This is a genomic window from Brachybacterium sp. SGAir0954 (assembly GCF_005490785.1).
GTDB classification, from domain to species: Bacteria; Actinomycetota; Actinomycetes; order Actinomycetales; family Dermabacteraceae; genus Brachybacterium; species Brachybacterium rhamnosum.
The window spans coordinates 246,915-264,785 of the sequence record NZ_CP027295.1 but is presented as its reverse complement, the minus strand read 5'-3'; the positions used below and the strand labels follow the sequence as shown (position 1 = coordinate 264,785).

General features: G+C 72.8%; 13 protein-coding genes. 10 read left to right on the top strand and 3 right to left on the bottom strand.

Features of this window, described 5'->3' with window-relative positions; all coding sequences use genetic code 11:
• Positions 1 to 55: 55 nt before the first annotated feature.
• Both C1N80_RS01130 and C1N80_RS01125 read right to left on the bottom strand, forming a co-directional pair.
• A complete protein-coding gene (locus C1N80_RS01130) occupies positions 56 to 1,732 on the bottom strand; it encodes a glycosyl hydrolase 53 family protein (protein WP_137769082.1) in 1,677 nt (558 codons plus the stop codon).
• A 44-nt stretch (positions 1,733 to 1,776) separates the two neighbouring features.
• A complete protein-coding gene (locus C1N80_RS01125) occupies positions 1,777 to 3,861 on the bottom strand; it encodes a beta-galactosidase (RefSeq protein ID WP_137771596.1) in 2,085 nt (694 codons plus the stop codon).
• A gap of 135 nt (positions 3,862 to 3,996) precedes the next feature.
• Between C1N80_RS01125 and C1N80_RS01120 the strand changes: the two genes are divergently transcribed.
• From C1N80_RS01120 to C1N80_RS01100, 5 genes are all read left to right on the top strand, one after another.
• The gene (locus C1N80_RS01120; protein ID WP_137769081.1) at positions 3,997 to 5,322 is read left to right on the top strand and encodes an ABC transporter substrate-binding protein; all 1,326 of its coding nucleotides are present in this window, start codon (positions 3,997 to 3,999) and stop codon (positions 5,320 to 5,322) included.
• Positions 5,319 to 6,248 carry a carbohydrate ABC transporter permease gene (locus C1N80_RS01115; RefSeq protein WP_137769080.1) on the top strand — a complete coding sequence of 310 codons (930 nt, stop codon included), beginning with the start codon at positions 5,319 to 5,321 and terminating at the stop codon, positions 6,246 to 6,248. Before C1N80_RS01120 ends, C1N80_RS01115 begins: the two co-directional genes overlap by 4 nt.
• A gap of 8 nt (positions 6,249 to 6,256) precedes the next feature.
• On the top strand, positions 6,257 to 7,216 hold the full coding sequence (locus tag C1N80_RS01110; protein WP_137769079.1) for a carbohydrate ABC transporter permease: 960 nt from the start codon (positions 6,257 to 6,259) through the stop codon (positions 7,214 to 7,216).
• Positions 7,217 to 7,297: 81 nt separating this feature from the next.
• Positions 7,298 to 8,416 carry a LacI family DNA-binding transcriptional regulator gene (locus C1N80_RS01105; RefSeq protein WP_137769078.1) on the top strand — a complete coding sequence of 373 codons (1,119 nt, stop codon included), beginning with the start codon at positions 7,298 to 7,300 and terminating at the stop codon, positions 8,414 to 8,416.
• A 524-nt stretch (positions 8,417 to 8,940) separates the two neighbouring features.
• Complete coding sequence (locus C1N80_RS01100; protein ID WP_137769077.1) at positions 8,941 to 10,197, top strand: hypothetical protein; 1,257 nt, start codon at positions 8,941 to 8,943, stop codon at positions 10,195 to 10,197.
• Positions 10,198 to 10,268: 71 nt separating this feature from the next.
• Here C1N80_RS01100 and C1N80_RS01095 read toward each other — a convergent pair whose 3' ends face one another.
• Complete coding sequence (locus tag C1N80_RS01095; RefSeq protein WP_137769076.1) at positions 10,269 to 11,846, bottom strand: S10 family peptidase; 1,578 nt, start codon at positions 11,844 to 11,846, stop codon at positions 10,269 to 10,271.
• A 200-nt stretch (positions 11,847 to 12,046) separates the two neighbouring features.
• Between C1N80_RS01095 and C1N80_RS01090 the strand changes: the two genes are divergently transcribed.
• The 5 genes from C1N80_RS01090 to C1N80_RS01070 all read left to right on the top strand — a co-directional run bounded on the left by C1N80_RS01090 (position 12,047) and on the right by C1N80_RS01070 (position 17,853).
• Complete coding sequence (locus C1N80_RS01090; RefSeq protein ID WP_137769075.1) at positions 12,047 to 13,381, top strand: ABC transporter substrate-binding protein; 1,335 nt, start codon at positions 12,047 to 12,049, stop codon at positions 13,379 to 13,381.
• Complete coding sequence (locus tag C1N80_RS01085; RefSeq protein WP_137769074.1) at positions 13,378 to 14,262, top strand: carbohydrate ABC transporter permease; 885 nt, start codon at positions 13,378 to 13,380, stop codon at positions 14,260 to 14,262. Before C1N80_RS01090 ends, C1N80_RS01085 begins: the two co-directional genes overlap by 4 nt.
• Positions 14,259 to 15,191, top strand: coding sequence for a carbohydrate ABC transporter permease (locus C1N80_RS01080; protein WP_137769073.1), 933 nt, complete (start codon positions 14,259 to 14,261; stop codon positions 15,189 to 15,191). Before C1N80_RS01085 ends, C1N80_RS01080 begins: the two co-directional genes overlap by 4 nt.
• Positions 15,192 to 15,295: 104 nt before the next feature.
• Positions 15,296 to 16,663 (top strand): serpin family protein, encoded by a 1,368-nt coding sequence (locus tag C1N80_RS01075; protein ID WP_240811187.1) that lies wholly within the window; start codon positions 15,296 to 15,298, stop codon positions 16,661 to 16,663.
• A gap of 284 nt (positions 16,664 to 16,947) precedes the next feature.
• Entirely contained in the window at positions 16,948 to 17,853 is a 906-nt protein-coding gene (locus C1N80_RS01070) for an alpha/beta fold hydrolase (RefSeq protein ID WP_137769072.1), read from the top strand.
• Positions 17,854 to 17,871 lie beyond the last annotated feature (18 nt).

Below are 17,871 nucleotides of genomic sequence, written 5' to 3'. Positions count from 1 at the left end.
GTACGAAGACGTCCCGTGGCCTGTGCGGCGGCGGGGAAGCCGGGGCCCGGGGCGGTCAGCGGAGCTCGGCGAGCACCTCGGGGAGCGCGCGCCCCTCGTGGTCGAACATGGCCTGGTTCTCCCAGGCGTTGCCCGAGGCGGGGTCGTGCAGGTCCCAGCCGGCGCCCTCGACCGCGGTCCAGGCGGGCTCCCAGTAGACGGCGCCCCGGCCGTGGCCGCCCGCGGCGGAGACGGTCACGTCCTGCACCGCACGGAAGAACGCCGCCTGCCCCGACGGGGTCGCCGGATAGCCCTCCGGCAGCGGGGTCTCCTCGGTGACGATGTTCGGGTAGGGCACGCGCGGGTCGTCCTCGAGGGTGAACGGGTAGGCGGTCTCGACGACGATCACGTCCCGGTCGTACCGCGCGCCGAGCACGGCCACCGCCTCCTGCAGGTCGGCGAGCGTGCCGTGCCAGTAGGGGTAGTAGGAGAGGCCGATGAGGTCGAAGGGCACGCCGCGGCCCTGGGCCTCGTCGAGCCACCAGGTCAGGCCGTCGATGCCGTCGTGGATGTTGGTCAGGTGCAGCATCACGGCGGCGTCGGGGTACACCTCGGTGACGGCGCGGGAGCCGGCCGTGAGGAAGCGGGCGAGGTTCTCCCACTGGGCGCCCGCGACGCCGTCGGACTCGTCGATGTCCCAGGTCTGGCCGAGCGGCCACAGCATCCCGGGGTTGATCTCGTTGCCGACCTGCACCATCGCGACGTCGACCCCGGCCTCGCGCAGCAGGGTCAGGGTGCGGCGCGTGTGCTCGGCGACGGCGGTGACGAGACCGTCCGCATCGAGCCCCGCCCAGGCCGCGGGCACGTGCTGGGCTCCCGGGTCCGTCCACTCGTCGGAGTAGTGGAGGTCCACGAGCACGTCCATCCCCGCCGCGCGGATCCGGCGCGCCATCGCGAGCGTGTGCTCGGGGGTGCAGTAGCCGTCCGCCGGATCGACCCAGACCCGCAGCCGGCCCAGGTTCGCGCCGTGCGCACCGAGCACCTCGACCGGGTCCACGGCGGCGGAGCCGTCCGCCGTCGTGTACTCCGCGCCGTGGGCCTCGTTCTTCGGCACGCCGGAGAGGTCCACGCCGCGCACGGAGCGCTCGACGGCGCCGGCTTCGAGCTCGAGGTCGTCGAACTCCGCCCACGCCCCGTCGCGGCCCGTGACGGTGAGGGACACCTCGAGGGTGCCGCGCGCCTCGGGAGCGCCCACGGCGAGATCCAACCAGAGGCCGTCGTCCCCGGTCACCGGCACGGAGGTGCGATGCACCCGGCCGCGCGTGCGCAGCTCGAGAGCGGCGCCGCCCTCCCCGCCGGCGCGGACCCGGGCGCGCAGCACCGTGTCCCCGCCGCGGCCCAGCTGCACCCGCTGGCGCGCGGTGACCTCGGCGCCGTCGGTCGGCTCGAGGCGGAGCACGTCGGGCCGACGATCGCCCGTCGGGCCGCCCGCGCCGACGGAGGCGGCCGACGGCGCGCCGGAGACGCTCCAGCCGGAGAGCTCGTCCGTGAACCCTGCGTTCACGAGGCCGGATCCGCCCCCGGGGCCGGGACGCACGGACGGGGGAGCGGCGAGGGTCGTGCCGTCGACGGCGGCCGTGGCGCCGATCGCCGCGGCGCCGCCGACGGCGAGCCGGGACAAGCCCCGGCGCGAGATCGAGGAGCCGGGGGAGCCGGTCGGGATGCGGTGGGCGGGGTGCGGGGTGGACGTCATCGTTCTCCCTTGTCGTGGTTCTGCGGTGGTGCGGTGCAGGGCTGTCAGGCGCCCGCGGCGAGCCGTGCCGTGGCGACGCCGCCGGCAGGCACCTCGAGCCGGTCCCCGTCACCGACGGGGATGCGCGCCGGCTCCGCGGTGTGGTTGATCGCGATGAGGTGGCAGGTACCGTCCCCGTGGGTGCGCTCGAGCAGCTCGACGTCCTCGGGGAGGTCCCGCACGGTGAGGCCGGCGGCGGCGTAGGGCTCGCGCAGCACGGCCGCGAGGTCCTCGACGTCGACGTCCGAGGCCACGTACCAGGCGTGCCCCTCGCCACGGGCGTGGTGCGTCGCGGCGACGCCGCCGGGCACGGGGCCGTCGACGTAGGTGCCGACGGGCTCGGCCCCCTCCAGGTGCAGGTCCTCGCACCAGATCCGGGCGCGCAGCGGGCTCCCGTCGAGGACGATCCGTGCCTCGTCGCCCTCGCGCAGCGGGCAGAACTCGTGCACGGCGACTCCCAGCACCGGGGCGAGCGCGGCGTTGAGACCGCCGGCGCGCACGCCGTCCTCGGCGTCGACCACGCCGGAGAAGGGTCCCACCACGAGGCGGCCGCCCTCGCGGACGTAGCGGTCGATGTTCGCCGCCGCGGCGTCGGTGAGCAGGTAGGAGGCGGGGGCGAGCACCAGGCGGTACCGGCTGAGGTCGTCCTCGGGGTGCGCGAAGTCGACCGCCAGGTGGTCGCGCCACAGTCGCTCGTACCAGGTCTGGATCTGCGCCCGGTGGCGGAGGGCGTCGGAGGGGCGCCAGGGGAGGTCCTGCGCCCAGTGCGACTCCCAGTCCCAGAGGATCGCGACGTCGGCGCGGACCCTCGATCCGCGGATCGCCGCGAGGGACCCGAGGGTCGCGCCGAGCTCGGTGACCTCGCGCCAGATCCGGCTGCCGGTCCCGGCGTGCGGGAGCATCGCCGAGTGGAACTTCTCGGCGCCCTTGCGGGAGGCGCGCCACTGGAAGAACATCACCGCGTCCGCACCGCGGCCCACGTGGGACAGCGAGTTGCGGGCCATCTCGCCGGGGCGCTTCGCGACGTTGCGGCCCTGCCAGTTGACCCCGGAGGTGGAGTGCTCCATGAGCATCCAGGGACGCCCGCGGGACAGCGACCGGGTGAGGTCGGCGTCGAGGGCGAGCTCGACGAAGTTCCGCTCGTCTGCCGCGATGAGGTAGTGGTCGTTGGCGACGACGTCGACCTCGTCGGACCATTTCCACAGGTCGATGTTGGGGCAGGTGTGCGCCATGAAGTTCGTGGTCACGGGCACGTGCGGGGTGATCTCTCGGAGCACGTCCCGCTCGGCGCGGAAGCAGTCGAGGATCTGCTCGGAGCTGAAGCGGCGCCAGTCGAGCTCGAGCGAGGGGTTCTGCATCGAGGGCGTGGGCAGCGGGGCGTGGAGGTCCTCGCGGGTGCCGAGCACCTGGCCCCAGAAGGCCGTGCCCCAGGCGGTGTTCACGGCGTCGAGCGAGCCGTGGCGTGCGAGCGCCCAGTCGCGGAAGGCCTCCTGCGCGGCATCCGAGAAGCTCTCGCCGACGGGCGCGCCGTACTCGTTGTGGACGTGCCAGAGAGCGAGCGCCGGGTGGTCGCCGTACCGCTCGGCGAGCGCGCGGGTGATCCCGGTGGCCGCGGCGCGGTAGGCGGGGGAGGAGGGGCAGGCCATGCCGCGGGATCCCGGCCCGAGGGCCCGGCCCTCGCGGTCGATCACCCGTGCTTCGGGATGCTCGCGGAAGAACCACGCGGGCGGGGCCGCGGTGGGGGTGCCGAGGTCGATGCGGATGCCGTTCTCGTGCAACAGGTCGAAGACCTCGTCGAGCCATTCCCAGTGGAACTCGCCGCGTCGTGGCTCGAGGCTCGCCCAGGAGAAGATCCCGACGCTCACGAGGTTCACGCCGGCCTCGCGCATGAGGCGGGCGTCCTCCGCCCAGGTCTCCCGGGGCCACTGCTCAGGGTTGTAGTCCCCGCCGTGGACGAGGCCGTCCACGCCGAGCGGCCAGGTGGGGCGGGGTCCTGCGCCGTCGCGAGGTCCCGTTCCGGGGGCGGGGAGGGCGTCGGCCGGCGAGGCCGGAGCCGTCGGGCCGGAAGGCTGGAAACGATCACGGTGCATGACGACGAACTCTGACACGGTCGCTCGTCGCGTGCAAGCCTGACGTGGAGCGCTTGACTGTAATCGATCACAGTCCTACGCTTCCCGCCAGCGCCGTCCGAGCCCGGACGGTCCGCCCATCGCAAGGAGGCGACGATGCCCAGTGCTCCACCCCGCCGACCCGGCCGCCAACTTTCCCGTCGCACGGTCCTGGCCGCGGGAGCGGCGCTCGCCGGCACCGCCGGACTCGCCTCCTGCGGGACGTCCTCCGGCAGCGACGTCATCCGGCTGACCTTCTGGACCTGGGCCCCCGGGATCGAGGACGTCGTCGCCCTGTGGAACGCGCAGAACCCGGACGTGCAGGTCGACGTGAGCCGCCAGGACGCCGGGGACGCCGCGGTCACCAAGCTGCTCACGGCCGTCCGCGCCGGCAACGGCGCCCCCGACCTCGTCCAGGCCGAGTACCAGGCGATCACCTCGCTGGTCTCCGCGAATGCCGTCGCGGACATCTCCGCCGACCTCGCGCCGAGCACGGCGGGACACTTCGCCGAGGGGATCTGGTCCTCCGTGCAGCTTCAGGGCGACAGCGTCTATGCGATCCCCCAGGACACCGGGCCGCTGCAGTTCTACTACCGCGCCGACATCTTCGAGCAGCACGGCCTGGGCGTCCCCACCACCTGGGACGAGTATGCCGAGACGGCCCGCGCCCTTCACAGCGCGGATCCGTCGCTGTACCTGGGGACCTTCTCCTCGACCGACCCCGGCCTGTTCATGGGCCTCGCCCAGCAGGCGGGCGCCTCCTGGTGGCAGATCGCGGGCGACCGCTGGAAGGTGGACGTCGACTCCGAGCCCGCACGCCGCGTCGCCGAGTTCTGGGGCGGCCTCGTCGAGGAGGGCGTCATCGCCCGGGACCCGATGTACACCCCGCAGTGGAACGCGGCGCTGAACAACGGCACACAGGCGGGATGGGTCTCCGCGGCGTGGGCACCCGGAGTGCTCGCGGGCAACGCGGGCTCCACCGCCGGCTCCTGGCGGATGGCGACGCTGCCGCAGTGGGAAGCGGGGGAGACGGCCACCGGCAACTGGGGAGGCTCCACGACCGCCGTCACGGTCGGCTCGCCGCATCGCGCCCAGGCCGTGCGCTTCGCCGAGTGGATGAACACCTCGGCCGACGGCGTCCGCGCCCTCGTCGAGAAGAGCGGCGTCTTCCCCGCCGATCAGGCCGGCGCGGCCGAGGCCCTCTCCGCACCGCCCGAGTTCTTCGCCGACCAGCCCGACTTCTACGAGCTCTCGACCTCGAACGCCGAGGGCGTCCGCCCCCTCACCTTCGGACCGAACGTCAATGTCGCCTACTCGATCTTCAACGACGCCTTCGGCACCGCGACCCAGAGATCCACGGCCGCAGCCTTCGTCGACGCCCTCGCCACCATCCAGGCGGGCACCGTCGCCGACCTCGAGAACCAGGGGTACGACCTCGCATGAGCTCCACGAATGCCTCCACCCTGCGCCGGCGCACGGACCGCTTCGGCTACGTCTTCGTCGCCCCTGCCGCGGTGTGCTTCCTCGCCTTCCTCGCCATCCCGATCCTCTACGCCCTCTACGTCAGCGTGCGCCGTGAGCAGGTCGTCGGCCTCGGCCTCGGCGAGGGCGGGCGCCACCAGGAGTGGGCGGGCCTGCGCAACTACGCACAGGTGCTCGCCGATCCGGAATTCCTCGGCAGCGCCGGCCGCGTGCTCCTGTACGGGCTCGTGCTCGTCCCGGTCATGCTGGGTCTCGCCCTGCTCTTCGCGCTCCTGCTGGACTCGAAGCGCGCCCGGCTGCGACGCATCGCCCGGATCACGATCTTCCTGCCCTACGCCGTCCCGGCGGTGATCTCCTCGCTGCTGTGGGGCTTCCTCTACCTGCCCGGCACCAGCCCTTTCCACTTCGTCGCGGACGCCCTCGGCGGCAGCCTGCCGGACGTGCTGTCCCCGCAGCTCGTGCTCCTCGCGATCGCGAACATCGGGATCTGGGGCGGCACCGGCTTCAACATGGTCGTCCTCTACACCTCGCTGCGCTCCGTGCCCGGCGAGCTCTACGAGGCGGCGACCCTGGACGGCTGCTCCGAGCTGCAGATCGCCCTCCGCGTGAAGGTCCCGATGATCCTGCCCTCGCTGATCATGACCTGCGTCTTCTCGATCATCGCGACGCTCCAGGTGTTCGCCGAGCCGATGCTCCTGCGACCGCTGACCAGCTCGATCTCGACGACCTGGTCGCCGCTGATGCTGATCTACAAGGACGCCTTCACGGAGAACGACATCTACTCCGCCTCCGCGGGCTCCGTGCTCGTGGCCCTCGCGACCTTCGTCATCTCCTTCGGCTTCCTGCGCCTCGTGCGCGGCCAGGCCTTCGCCCAGGAAGAGCGGTGAGCCCCACCATGAGCACCTCAGCCATCCCCGCGACCGGCCCGTCGGCCGGAACGACCGCGCGACCCGCCGCGACGGCACGATCTTCCCGAGGCGGACGTCCCGTCGACGGCCGTTCGGCACCCTCCGGCGGGGTCGGCGCCGAGCGCCCCTCGATCCTCGCCACGGCGGTCCTCCTGCTCGGCGCGCTGTACTGCCTGCTCCCCGTCGTCTGGGTGCTGGTGGCCGCGTCCAAGAGCCCGGACGAGCTGTTCTCCACCTTCACGCTCGCCCCCTCGACCCACCTGATCGAGAACCTCCGGGACCTCTTCGCCTATCGCGACGGCCTGTTCGTGCGGTGGGCCGGGAACACCGTCCTGTACGCGGTGGGCGGCGCGCTCGTCTCGACCGTGGTCTCCGCCGCCGCCGGCTACGGCCTCGCCCTGTTCGACTTCCGCGGCAAGAAGCTCTTCTTCAACGTCATCCTCGCCGGTGTGCTGCTCCCGGCCGTGATCCTCGCCGTCCCACAGTACCTGCTGTTCGCGGAGGTGGGCCTCGCCAACACGTACTGGGCGGTGCTGCTGCCCAGCATCCTCAACCCCTACGGCATCTACCTCGCCCGCATCTACGCGGGGGCGTCGATCCCGCGGGAGATGATCGAGGCGGCCCGGACGGACGGCGCCGGTGAGCTGCGCATCTTCGCCCGGTTCGCCGTGCCGATGATGATGCCGGGCCTGGTCACCGTGTTCCTGTTCCAGTTCGTCGGCGTGTGGAACAACTACATGCTCCCGTACATCATGCTCGGCGACGACAGCCTGTTCCCGATCACGGTGGGCCTGTCCACGCTCATGAACCAGGGCGCCTCCCAGCCCGCGATGTACACGACGGTGGTCACCGGGGCGCTCGTCTCGATCCTGCCGCTGATCGCCCTGTTCCTCCTGCTGCAGCGCTACTGGCAGTCCGATCTCACCGGCGGCGCCGTCAAGGGCTGATCTGCGGGCGGCGCGCCGCTGGGCGATACTGGCGAGCGGACGCCGCCCTCCCCGCGGCACCCGCCCCGAGGAAGGAGCCACGTGGCCACCCCACGACCCAGCGGTTCGGGCAAGCGCCCGACGATCACCGAGGTCGCCCGTCGCGCCGGCGTCTCCACGGGCACCGTCTCCCGGCACCTCAACGGCGGGCACTGGGTGTCCCCGGACTCCGCCAAGGCCATCGCTCGGGCGATCCGCGAGACGGGCTACGTCGCGAACTCCACCGCGCGCCGGCTCCGCACCGGCCGCAGCGGCACCGTCGCCTTCGTGATCGACGAGCCGCCCGCGAGCTTCTTCGAGGACCCCACCTTCGAGTCCCTCGTGATCGAGGTGGGCCAGGCCCTCGCGGCCCGCGACCAGTCGATGGTGCTGCTCCTCGCGGGCGACGAGGACAGCGCCAAGCGCGCGGAGAACTTCCTGCTCACGAGCGGTGTCGACGGTGCCGTGACGGCCTCCGCGCAGCCGCAGCACCATCTCTTCGAGCGGATCCAGGCGGCCGGCATCCCGCTGGTCAACGTGGGCAGTCCGGCGGGCCTCGAGGACCGCGTCGCCTTCGTCGCCGCGGACGACCGCGAGGGCGCCCGGATGATGGCCCGGCACCTCCTGGAGCGCGGGGCCCGCCGCCTCGCCGTGATCGCCGGCCCCGCGCACACACCCGGCGGCAGCCTGCGCCCCGAGGCGTTCGCCGACGCGGTCCGTGACGCCGGCAGGACGGGCGGGGCCGGTGGGACGGGCGCGGCCGATGGGCCCGAGGGCGCTGACGGGTCCGTCGCGGAGGGGGCCGCGGCGCGGATCGTCACCGTCCGCCACGGGGACTACTCGGAGCGCAGCGGAGAGGACTGCGCCGCCGAGATCCTCGCCGAGCACCCCGACGTCGAGGCGATCTTCGCCGCGAACGACCGCATGGCGCGTGGGGCGATCGCCGCCCTGCGCGCGGCGGGCCGTGCTGTGCCCGAGGACGTGCTCGTGGGCGGCTTCGACGACTCCGCCGGAGCCGTGGCGGAGGACCCGCCGCTCACCACCGTGCGTCAGGACTTCCGCCGGATCGCCGTGGAGCTGGTGGACGCCCTCGGCAAGCAGATCGACGGTGGGGTGCGTGCGAACGTCGTGGTCCCGGTGCAGCTCGTGGTCCGCGACTCGACCTCGCCGGCCCGTCCCTGACGGGCGCCTCCCTGGGTCCGGTGCACGGCTGCGCGCCTGGGCGCACGGGACGTCATCGCGCAGGTCCCTGCCGTGAAGGGCACACCTGCGCGAGGACGTCCCGTGGCAGGTGGGGGGCCGGGGCCGGGCGCAGGGCCGGGCACCGGGGGCCGGGGTGTACGGGACCTCTTCGTACGGGTCCCCGCCCTGAGGGGCCGACCCGTACGTAGAGGTCCCGTCGTCGGTGGGGTGGCCGGGCGCAGCGAGTGGGTCGGCCCGGTCGGCGCCCCCTCCGGCCCCTGTGCCGCCCCTCGAGTCGGACCGTCGTGGACGGGTCGACGGGTGCCGATGCGGAGGCGCCGCGGAGGTGCCGTGCGCGGGAGGTGGAGTGCTCGTGCGGAGCCGGCGCGGACCGTGAGGACGTTCCGCCTGTGACGATGCTCATCGGCTGCATCGGTGCAGGTCAAGGTGGTGATCGTGAGACTTTCAGGGTTCTCTGAGGAAGGCTCTGGGGAACGCTGACGAAAGCGTTCCACGGTGGTGCCATGTCCTCCTCCGTGCATCACCAGACGTCGCCCGCCGCGAGTTCCGAGTCCGCCCGGCCGCCCGCCGTGGTGGTCGTGGGGCAGGGGGACGCGGCACGGGCCGGGACCGACCACATCACCGGTGCGAGGCCGAGCGGCCCGCCTCCCGGGAACGGTACGGGCGGGGCACCCGCGCCCGACGGCGGCGACGGCAAGGAGCGCGACTCGGCGCTGCGGAGCCTCTCGCCGACGAGCCTGCTCGCGGGCGGTGCTGCCGCGGCCACAGCCTCCGTGGTCGGCGGGCACCTCGGCGTGGCCGGCACCGTCGTCGGCGCCGCGCTCACCTCCGTGATCTCCGCCGGGGCCGTCGCGATCTACACGGACTCCGTCAAGCGCAGCGCCGCCGCGCTGAAGACCGTCCAGCGGGTGACGACCCTGCGGGGGCGGCGGCGGAAGCGCGGGGCGGATGCACAGGCGGCGGCCGACGGTGGTGCGACCGTCGTGGCGGACGGCACCGAGGACGGGCTCGCCGTGCGCAGCGCCGAGGACGGGCTCGCCGCGCTCGACGCTGACGGTCCCCCCCTCGAGGGTGACGGCCGCGCCGCGGCCCGATCGCCGCGCCGGCGCTGGACGACGATCGCCGCGACCACCCTCGCCATGGGGCTGATCGGTCTCGCCGCCGTCTTCGGCGTGCAGCGGGCGATCGGCGTCGAGCTCTCCCCGGGGACCGGCGAGATCCAGCGCTCGGTGACCGGGAGTGACGCCGTGCAGTCCCGCACGAGCAGCGACGACTCCGGCGGCACGGACGACTCGAGCGGCACCGATGACGACAGCACGACCACCGACGGGACGAGCACCGACGGGACCGGTGAGGACTCCACGAGCACGGACACGTCCACCACGGACGGCACGGGCACCGACGGCTCGGGCTCGGGTTCCTCGACCGACGGCTCGAGCTCGGGCTCCTCGAGCACGGGCGACACCGACACGGACGGCTCGAGCTCGGGCTCCACGAGCACGGACGGTTCCGGTACGGGCGACTCGAGCTCCGACTCCTCGAGCACCGACAGCTCGAGCACGGACAGCGGCTCGAGCTCGAGCTCCGGGGACTCCGGCTCGTCGAGCTCGACCGACAGCGGTTCCAGCCGCTCCGGCTCGAGCAGCAGCGGGTCGAGCTCCTCGAGCGGATCCAGCTCCTCCGGCAGCTCGAGCAGCGGCAGCACCCAGGGTGGGGCGGCGACCGGCTCCGGCAGCAGCTCCGGGACCGCCGCGGGCTGAGCCGGCGCGGCGGCAGGATCCGCCGTCGGCCCGTCGGCCCGTCGGCCCGTCGGCCGGTCGGCCTGCTCAGCTCAGACGCCGTCGGACCGCTCGGACCAGGCGCCGACGGCCCCGCGGACCAGGTCCGCGAGGTGCTCAGAGAGCGCGAGGCGGCTCGGCTCGTGGCAGTACATCATGTGCCCGGCCTCGTAGTACTCGACGCGGATCCGCTGCTCGGCGACCTCGCGCGGGATCTGCAGGTGCGCGAGCACGTGCTCGCTCGCATGGAACGGCGTCGCGGCGTCGTGGTAGCCGTGGGAGACGAGCACCCGGGTGTGCGGGCTGCGGCGCAGCAGTCGGGAGAGGTCCGTCGCGACCTCGACGGAGCGGCCTTCGAAGTCCTGGTAGCTCCACGGGTGCACGCGGCCGGCCATGATCTCGTAGACCACGTCGTCGCGGTAGCCGAGCTCGGTCGCGAGGTACTGGTTCAGCGCGCCCGTGTAGGCCGGGGCGAGCTGGTCGATCGAGGGGTCCGTCTCCATCTGGGCGGCATTGCGGTCCCCGGCGGGGGCGGTGAAGCGACCGTCGATCCGGCCCGTGACCAGGCCCTGGTCCCGCAGCAGCTCGGCGAGGAAGGCCATGTGCTCGACGCGCAGATCCGCCCGCTCCACCCAGTCCGGGTCCACGCCGATCAGCGCGCCGATCCGGGCGGCGGCCTCGGCGACCTGCTCGGGCCCCAGGCGCAGGCCCGCCGCGAGCAGCGCCGGGTACTCCTGCTCCGCGAAGGCCTCCGCCTCGTTGACCACGTCCTGCAGGAGGCGCCCCTCGTGCTTGCCGTGCGCGTGCGCGATCGCGGCGTAGGTGGGCAGGTAGTGCACGAAGGGGCGGTCGTTGCCGGCCGTGAACTCGAGCGTCCCGAAGTCCAGCACTGGGGAGATCAGCGCGATGCCGGCGACCGCGACCCAGTACCGCTCGAGCAGTCGGGCGGCGACCGCGGCGGCGCGCGTGGTCCCGTAGGACTCGCCGGCCAGGTGCACCGGGGAGCTCCAGCGGTCGTGGCGGGTCAGCCAGTCCACGACGAAGGAGGCGATGAGGTCGCGGTCCGCGGCGAAGCCGTGGTGGCGGTCGTGCTTCGCGCCGGGGACGGGGCGGGAGTAGCCCGTCGTCATCGCGTCGACCATGACGAGGTCCGCGTCGCGCAGCAGCGTCTCGGGGTTGTCGACCAGACCCCAGGGCGGGCCGACGGGGGAGCCGGCGTCCCCGGCGACCACCCGGCGCGGGCCCAGCACGCCCAGGTGCAGCCACACGGTCGAGGCGCCCGGGCCGCCGTTGAAGGCGAAGACGACGGGCCGGGAGGCGGTGTCGGCAGCGGTGCCGTCGGCCCCGTCGGCCGGCCGGGCGAGGTAGCTGACGGAGAACATCTCGGCGTAGGCGCTCGCGCGGCCGTACTCGCCGCCCTCGGGCTCCTCGCGCAGCACGACGGTGCCGGTCACGGCGCGATAGCGGAGGGGGCCGCCCGGGAGGTCGATGCTGTGCTCGGTGGTGACGAGGCGGTCGGCCGGGTTGCTGCGGTCGGCGGCCGATGTCGCGGCCGACGCGGCGGCGTCGCGGGTGGGAGCGGCGGGGGAGTCGTCCTCGGCGGGGGAGGGGGTGGCGGGCTCGGCGTTCACGGGGCTCCTTCGCGCGGGTGGGTGCGCCTCGAGCCTACGACGGCCCGCGTCCCGGGTGCGGCGGTGCCGCGGTGCGGCGGGCCCCACGTGGTGAACGTTCCCGAACCGTGACTCCGGGGAGGCCGGGCAAATAGTGCATGCACACGGATTCGTGGGTAGTGTTGCCGCGACCTCGAGGACGAGGAACGAGAAGGAGAGCGATGAAGCCCCGTCTGACCCGGCGCTCCGCGCTGGTGGGAACAGGAGCGGCCCTGACGGCCGCCCTGGCCGCCTGCGCGCCGCCCAACCCCGGCGACGTCAACGCCGAGTCCACCATCCCCGCGAGCGACGGCCCCGTCACCATCACCTACTGGGCCTGGCTGAAGGACCTCCAGAAGGTCGCGGACGTCTACAACGCGAGCCAGGACCGCATCCGCGTCGAGACGACCTGGATCCCCGGCGGCAACTCCGGCGGCTACGCCAAGATCCTCTCCGCGGTCTCCGCGGGCGGCGGTCCCGACATCGCCCAGGTCGAGCTGCGCTCGGTGCCCGAGTTCGCGCTCGCCGGCGCGCTCGTGAACCTCTCCCGCTACGGCTTCGACGACAAGCTCTCCGCCTTCGACCCCGGCGCGATCAGCCAGGCCAAGGTCGGCGACAACGTCTGGGGCGTCCCGCAGGACACCGGCCCCGTCGCGACCTTCTACAACCGTGAGGTCCTCGAGGGCGAGCTGGGCCTGAAGGCCCCCTCCACCTGGGACGAGTTCCGCGAGACCGCGGGCGCCGTCCAGGAGGCCGGGAAGACGCTCATCACCCTCGACCCCTCCGACGGCTCCCACCCCGTCGCCTGGGCCATGCAGTCCGGCGCCGTCTGGTACAAGCCCGAGGGTGACGGCTGGATCGTGAACATGGTCGACGACGCCTCCATGCGCGTCGCCGAGTTCTGGGACGGGATCCTCGAGGACAAGCTCGTCGGCACCGGCTACGGCGCCATGACCACCCCCTGGTACGCGGCGGCCGGCGACGACAAGGTGCTCGCCTCGATCTCCGGGTCGTGGTCCGACGCCCTCATCGAGACCGTCCCCGGCGGCTCCGGCAAGTGGGCCGTCGCCCCGATGCCCACCTGGGAGGACGGCTACGCCTCCGGCGCGCACGGCGGCTCCTCCGCCGCGGTGCTCTCCACCGCGAAGCACCCTGCCGAGGCGCTCGAGTTCCTCACGTGGATGTGCACCGACCCCGCCGGGATCGACGCGATGATCCAGTACTCCGGCATCGGCTGGTCGCCGGCGAAGGACTACATCGGCAAGATCCGCCAGCAGCCCTCGGAGTTCTTCTCCGGCCAGAACTACAACGAGGACGTCATCGTCCCCATGGCCGCCGGCCAGAACCTCGAGTGGACCTGGGCGCCGCTCATGCAGCGCGCCATGGCGATGATCGGCGACGGCATGACGAAGGCGGTCAGCGGCGAGGTGCCGCTCGTGGACATGCTCCCCGCCGTGCAGAAGGAGATCGTGGAGATCATGCAGGGCATGGGCCTGAACGCGGAGGAGGCACGATGAGGTCGAAGACCGCACCCTGGATCCTCATGGCACCGTTCCTGGTGCTCTTCCTCGGCACCGTCGTGGTGCCGATCATCATGGCCGTCGGCTACAGCTTCACCACCGTCGAGCGCAGCGGGCTGCTGGGCGAGGACGGCGTGAAGAGCGTCTTCGCCGGCTTCGAGAACTACGCCGCGGCGCTGTCCAACGCGAACTTCATCGCCTCGATCGGGCGCATGATCCTGTTCGGCGTGGTGCAGGTGACCGTCATGATCGTCGCCGCGACCGTGCTCGCGCTGCTGCTCGAGAGCGCGAGCGCGAAGTGGCCGGGCTTCTTCCGCTCGACCTACTTCCTGCCCTACGGCATCCCGGGCGTCATCGCGACGATCCTGTGGTCCTTCCTCTACATCCCGGGCCTCAGCCCCATCGTGGACACCCTCGGGATCATCGGGATCGACGTCGACTTCCTCGCCCCGGGCGTGGTGCTGTGGTCCATCGCGAACATCGTGACCTGGACCTACACGGGCTACAACATGCTCATCATCATCGCGCAGCTGAAGGCGATCCCCGGTGAGCTCTACGAGGCGGCCCGCATCGACGGCGCCGGCACGTTCCGGGTGGTCAAGGACATCCAGCTGCCGCTGATCCGCCCGGCCCTCATGCTGACGATCATCTTCTCGATCATCGGCACCCTGCAGCTGTTCGCGGAGCCCCGCCTGCTGCAGACCATGAGCGCGGGCATCACCTCCGAGTACACGCCGAACATGTCGGCCTACGCCTACGCGTTCCAGTACAACGAGATCGGCATGGCGGCCGCGCAGGCCGTGATCATCGCCGTCTCCGCCTTCGTCCTCTCGGCCGTCGCCCTGGGGATCTCGCAGTGGATGGAGAAGCGCCGATGAGCACCACGACCAGCCCCCGTCCCGCGCAGAAGCCGGCCAAGCGCCGCACCCCCGCCGAGGACGGCCGCTCCGGCAGCCGCTCCGCCGGCCGGAACCCTGCCGTCACGATCATCGTCACGGCGATCCTCGCGATCGTCGCGATCTACTTCCTGGTGCCCGTGTACTGGGTGATCGTCAACGCCACGAAGTCCACCGACGCCCTCTTCGGGACGAACGGCTTCTGGTTCGGCGGCGGCTTCCAGCTGTTCGAGAACCTCGGCAACGTGCTCACCGCCAACGGCGGGATCTTCCCCCGCTGGGCGCTGAACTCGCTGATCTACTCCGGCCTCGGCTCCGCGCTCGCGACCTACTTCGCGGTCGCCGCCGGCTACGCCCTCGCGAAGTACGACTTCCGGGGCAAGAAGCTCGTCTACGCGATGGTGCTGGGCGGTGTGCTCGTGCCCGGCACGGCGACCGCGCTGCCGCTGTTCTTCCTGTTCAGCTCCGTGGGCCTGACCAACTCCTACTGGTCGGTGCTCATCCCCTCGCTCGTGAGCCCCTTCGGCCTGTTCCTCTCCTCCATCTACGCGAACGCGGCGGTGCCGGACGAGGTGCTCGAGGCCGGGCGGATCGACGGCGTGGGCGAGATCGCGCTGTTCCACCGGATCGCCCTTCCGCAGCTGGTGCCGGCGATCGTCACCGTGCTGCTCTTCCAGTTCGTGGGCATCTGGAACAACTACTTCCTGCCGCTGGTCATGCTCGCGGACGAGAAGCTGTACCCGATCACCCTGGGCCTGGACAACTGGCGCGCGCAGACGGACCGCCTGCCCGAGTTCTACCAGCTCACCGTGGGCGGCGCGCTGCTCTCGGTGATCCCGCTGGCGATCCTCATCCTGGTGCTGCAGCGCTTCTGGCGCGGCGGCCTCACGGAGGGCTCCGTCAAGGGCTGACGCCCCGACGGGCCCGGCACGGCCCCTGCCCTGCGACTCCCACGAGCCGCCGGGGCAGGGGCCGTCCTGTGTCGCGGGAGGGGCGGGGCGGGCAGGATGGGGGCATGGACGCCGCACCGCTGCCCTCCACCCGCTCCTCGCGATCACCGCTCGCGATGGCCCGACGGCGCAGCGTGCTGGGCGCCGGGCTCGTGCTCCCCACGCTCGCGCTGGGCCTCGCGGCCTGCAGCGACGAGGGCTCCGCCGCCCAGCCGGACCTGCGCGCCGAGGTGGATCGCGAGCCGGCGGGCCCCGCGGAGGAGGTCGCGGCCGCCGTCCTCCCCTTCACCGCCCGGCTGCTCGCCGCGGCGGACCGCGAGGCCGTGAACCTCGTGTGCTCCCCGCTCTCCGCGCAGATCGCGCTCACCATGGCCGCGCTCGGCGCCGCGGGCAGCACCCGGGAGCAGATGGAGCAGGTGCTCGGCGGGGACGCCGAGACCATCGCCGCCGCCGCGAACACCCTCGACCAGGTGCTCGCCGCCGTGGGGGAGGTGGAGCACGAGGAGGACGATCCGGACGCGGCGGAGCCCGCCGTGGCCTCCCTCGCCTGCGCCACCTGGGCGCAGGAGGGCTTCGACGCCGGGCAGGACTACCTCGACGCGCTCGCCCGCTGGTTCGGCAGCGGCGTCTGGACCGCGGACTTCACCGCCGACGGCCCCCGCGAGAAGGCCCGCACCCGCATCAACGACTGGGTGGAGGAGGAGACCGCAGGCCTCATCGAGGAGCTCGTGCCGCAGGGCATGCTCACCGAGGCCACGCGGCTCGTGCTCGTGAACACCCTGCACCTCAAGGCCGCCTGGCCCAGCCCGCTCACCCTCGAGGACAGTCCGTTCACCCTCGAGGGGGGCGAGGAGGTGACGACGCCGATGCTCCACGGCGACGCGCACGGCTGGTACGAGGACGAGCTGTGCACCGCGACCGCCCTGCCCACCGAGGGCGACGACCTCGGTCTCGCGCTCGTGCGACCCGCCGGCACCGCGCAGGAGCTGCTCGACGCCTGGGCGGAGACGGCCGACGGCGCCGCGGATCCCACCGCCGAGGGGCTCGGCGCGGTGCTCGCCGGGATCCGCGACTCCTCGGCCACGGTCGCCCTCACCGTCCCGAAGATCGACCTCGGCTGGGACGGGGACCTCGTCCCGGTGCTGCAGGAGCTCGGGATGGACGCGCCGTTCACCGACGACGCGGACTTCACCGGCATCACGTCGGAGGAGCAGCTCCGGATCACCGGTGTGGTGCAGAAGGCCGTGATCACCGTCGACGAGGAGGGCATGGAGGCGGCCGCAGCGACGGCCGTGAGCGTCGGCGCGACCTCCGCGCCCGCCGAGCCGAAGGAGCTCGTGATCGACGCGCCCTACGTGCTCGTCGCCTTCGAGACCTCGACCGGTGCGCCGCTCGTCGCGGGCCGGGTCGGGGACCCCCGCGCGACGCGCTGAGCGCCGCGGTCCCCCGGAACGCGGTCCCCCGGAACGCGGTCCCCCGCTCCTCGCAGCGGACCGCGCTGATCCGCTCCGGCACAGGGGAGGGCGCCGGCACGCTCGCGCAGATCATCGGCCGCCTGAGTCGAACGCAGGGCTTTGACCTGCGTCGATGGTCTGTCCCGTGTCGATGTGCGGATGTCCCTTCCGGACGTCGGGGCAGCCTGCTACGGTCCCGCAGCAAGCCGGTGACCGATGAGTAACGTGGCTCTCGGATGCTCCCGGCGGACCAGGAGATCACCATGACCGCACCGTCCCCGACCCTGCCCCGACCGCTGCTGCGACGGCGTCCCTCGCGCCCGCTGCTCGCCCTCCTCGCGGCGATCCTCGCCGTCCTCGCCCTCGCCGCCGCGCCGACGACGCGCGCCGACGCCCTCGGCATCAGCCCGCCCGGCGCGAACGACTGGGACTGCGTTCCCTCCGCCGAGCACCCCGAGCCCGTGGTCCTCGTCAACGGCACCTTCGAGACGATGGCGAAGAACTGGTGGACTTTCGCGCCCGTCCTCGCCGACGCCGGCTACTGCGTCTACGCCTTCGACTACGGCGTCACCCACGTCGTCCCCGCGACCGGTCCCGTGCGCGACTCCGCGACCGAGCTCGGCACCTTCGTGGACCGCGTGCTCGGCGCGACCGGCGCGCAGGAGGTGGACCTCGTGGGCCACAGCCAGGGCGGCATGATGCCCCGCTGGTACATCGGCTTCCAGGGCGGCGCCGCGAAGGTCGACGACCTCGTCGGCATCGCCCCCTCGAGCCACGGCACACAGGGCCTGATCGTCCGCGACGACGACGGCGAGGGCAGCGCGCTCGCCCACGCCGACCAGGGCATCGCCTACAGGACCTGCGCCGCCTGCATCGACCAGCAGGCCGGAAGCGACTTCATGCAGGAGCTCGCCTCGATCCCTGACACGGTCCCCGGCGTCGACTACACCGTCATCTCCACCGAGCACGACGAGATCGTCACTCCCTACACCTCGCAGGCGCTCGACGGCCCCGAGGAGCAGGTCACCAACCTCGTCCTCCAGGACCTCTGCCCGCGCGACCCCTTCGCGCACGACCAGAGCCCCAACGACCCCGTGGTGCACCAGATCGTGCTCGACGCCCTCGACCAGGACGGCCCCGCGAGCAAGGACGTGAGCCCCACCTGCTGAGCGTCATCGGCCGACGGG

Bases quoted from the DNA above. Each gene is read 5' to 3' on its own strand.
- C1N80_RS01130 (WP_137769082.1), bottom strand. From the start codon at position 1,732: ATGACGTCCACCCCGCACCCCGCCCACCGCATCCCGACCGGCTCCCCC.
- C1N80_RS01125 (WP_137771596.1), bottom strand. From the start codon at position 3,861: ATGCACCGTGATCGTTTCCAGCCTTCCGGCCCGACGGCTCCGGCCTCG.
- C1N80_RS01120 (WP_137769081.1), top strand. From the start codon at position 3,997: ATGCCCAGTGCTCCACCCCGCCGACCCGGCCGCCAACTTTCCCGTCGC.
- C1N80_RS01115 (WP_137769080.1), top strand. From the start codon at position 5,319: ATGAGCTCCACGAATGCCTCCACCCTGCGCCGGCGCACGGACCGCTTC.
- C1N80_RS01110 (WP_137769079.1), top strand. From the start codon at position 6,257: ATGAGCACCTCAGCCATCCCCGCGACCGGCCCGTCGGCCGGAACGACC.
- C1N80_RS01100 (WP_137769077.1), top strand. From the start codon at position 8,941: ATGTCCTCCTCCGTGCATCACCAGACGTCGCCCGCCGCGAGTTCCGAG.
- C1N80_RS01090 (WP_137769075.1), top strand. From the start codon at position 12,047: ATGAAGCCCCGTCTGACCCGGCGCTCCGCGCTGGTGGGAACAGGAGCG.
- C1N80_RS01085 (WP_137769074.1), top strand. From the start codon at position 13,378: ATGAGGTCGAAGACCGCACCCTGGATCCTCATGGCACCGTTCCTGGTG.
- C1N80_RS01080 (WP_137769073.1), top strand. From the start codon at position 14,259: ATGAGCACCACGACCAGCCCCCGTCCCGCGCAGAAGCCGGCCAAGCGC.
- C1N80_RS01075 (WP_240811187.1), top strand. From the start codon at position 15,296: ATGGACGCCGCACCGCTGCCCTCCACCCGCTCCTCGCGATCACCGCTC.
- C1N80_RS01070 (WP_137769072.1), top strand. From the start codon at position 16,948: ATGACCGCACCGTCCCCGACCCTGCCCCGACCGCTGCTGCGACGGCGT.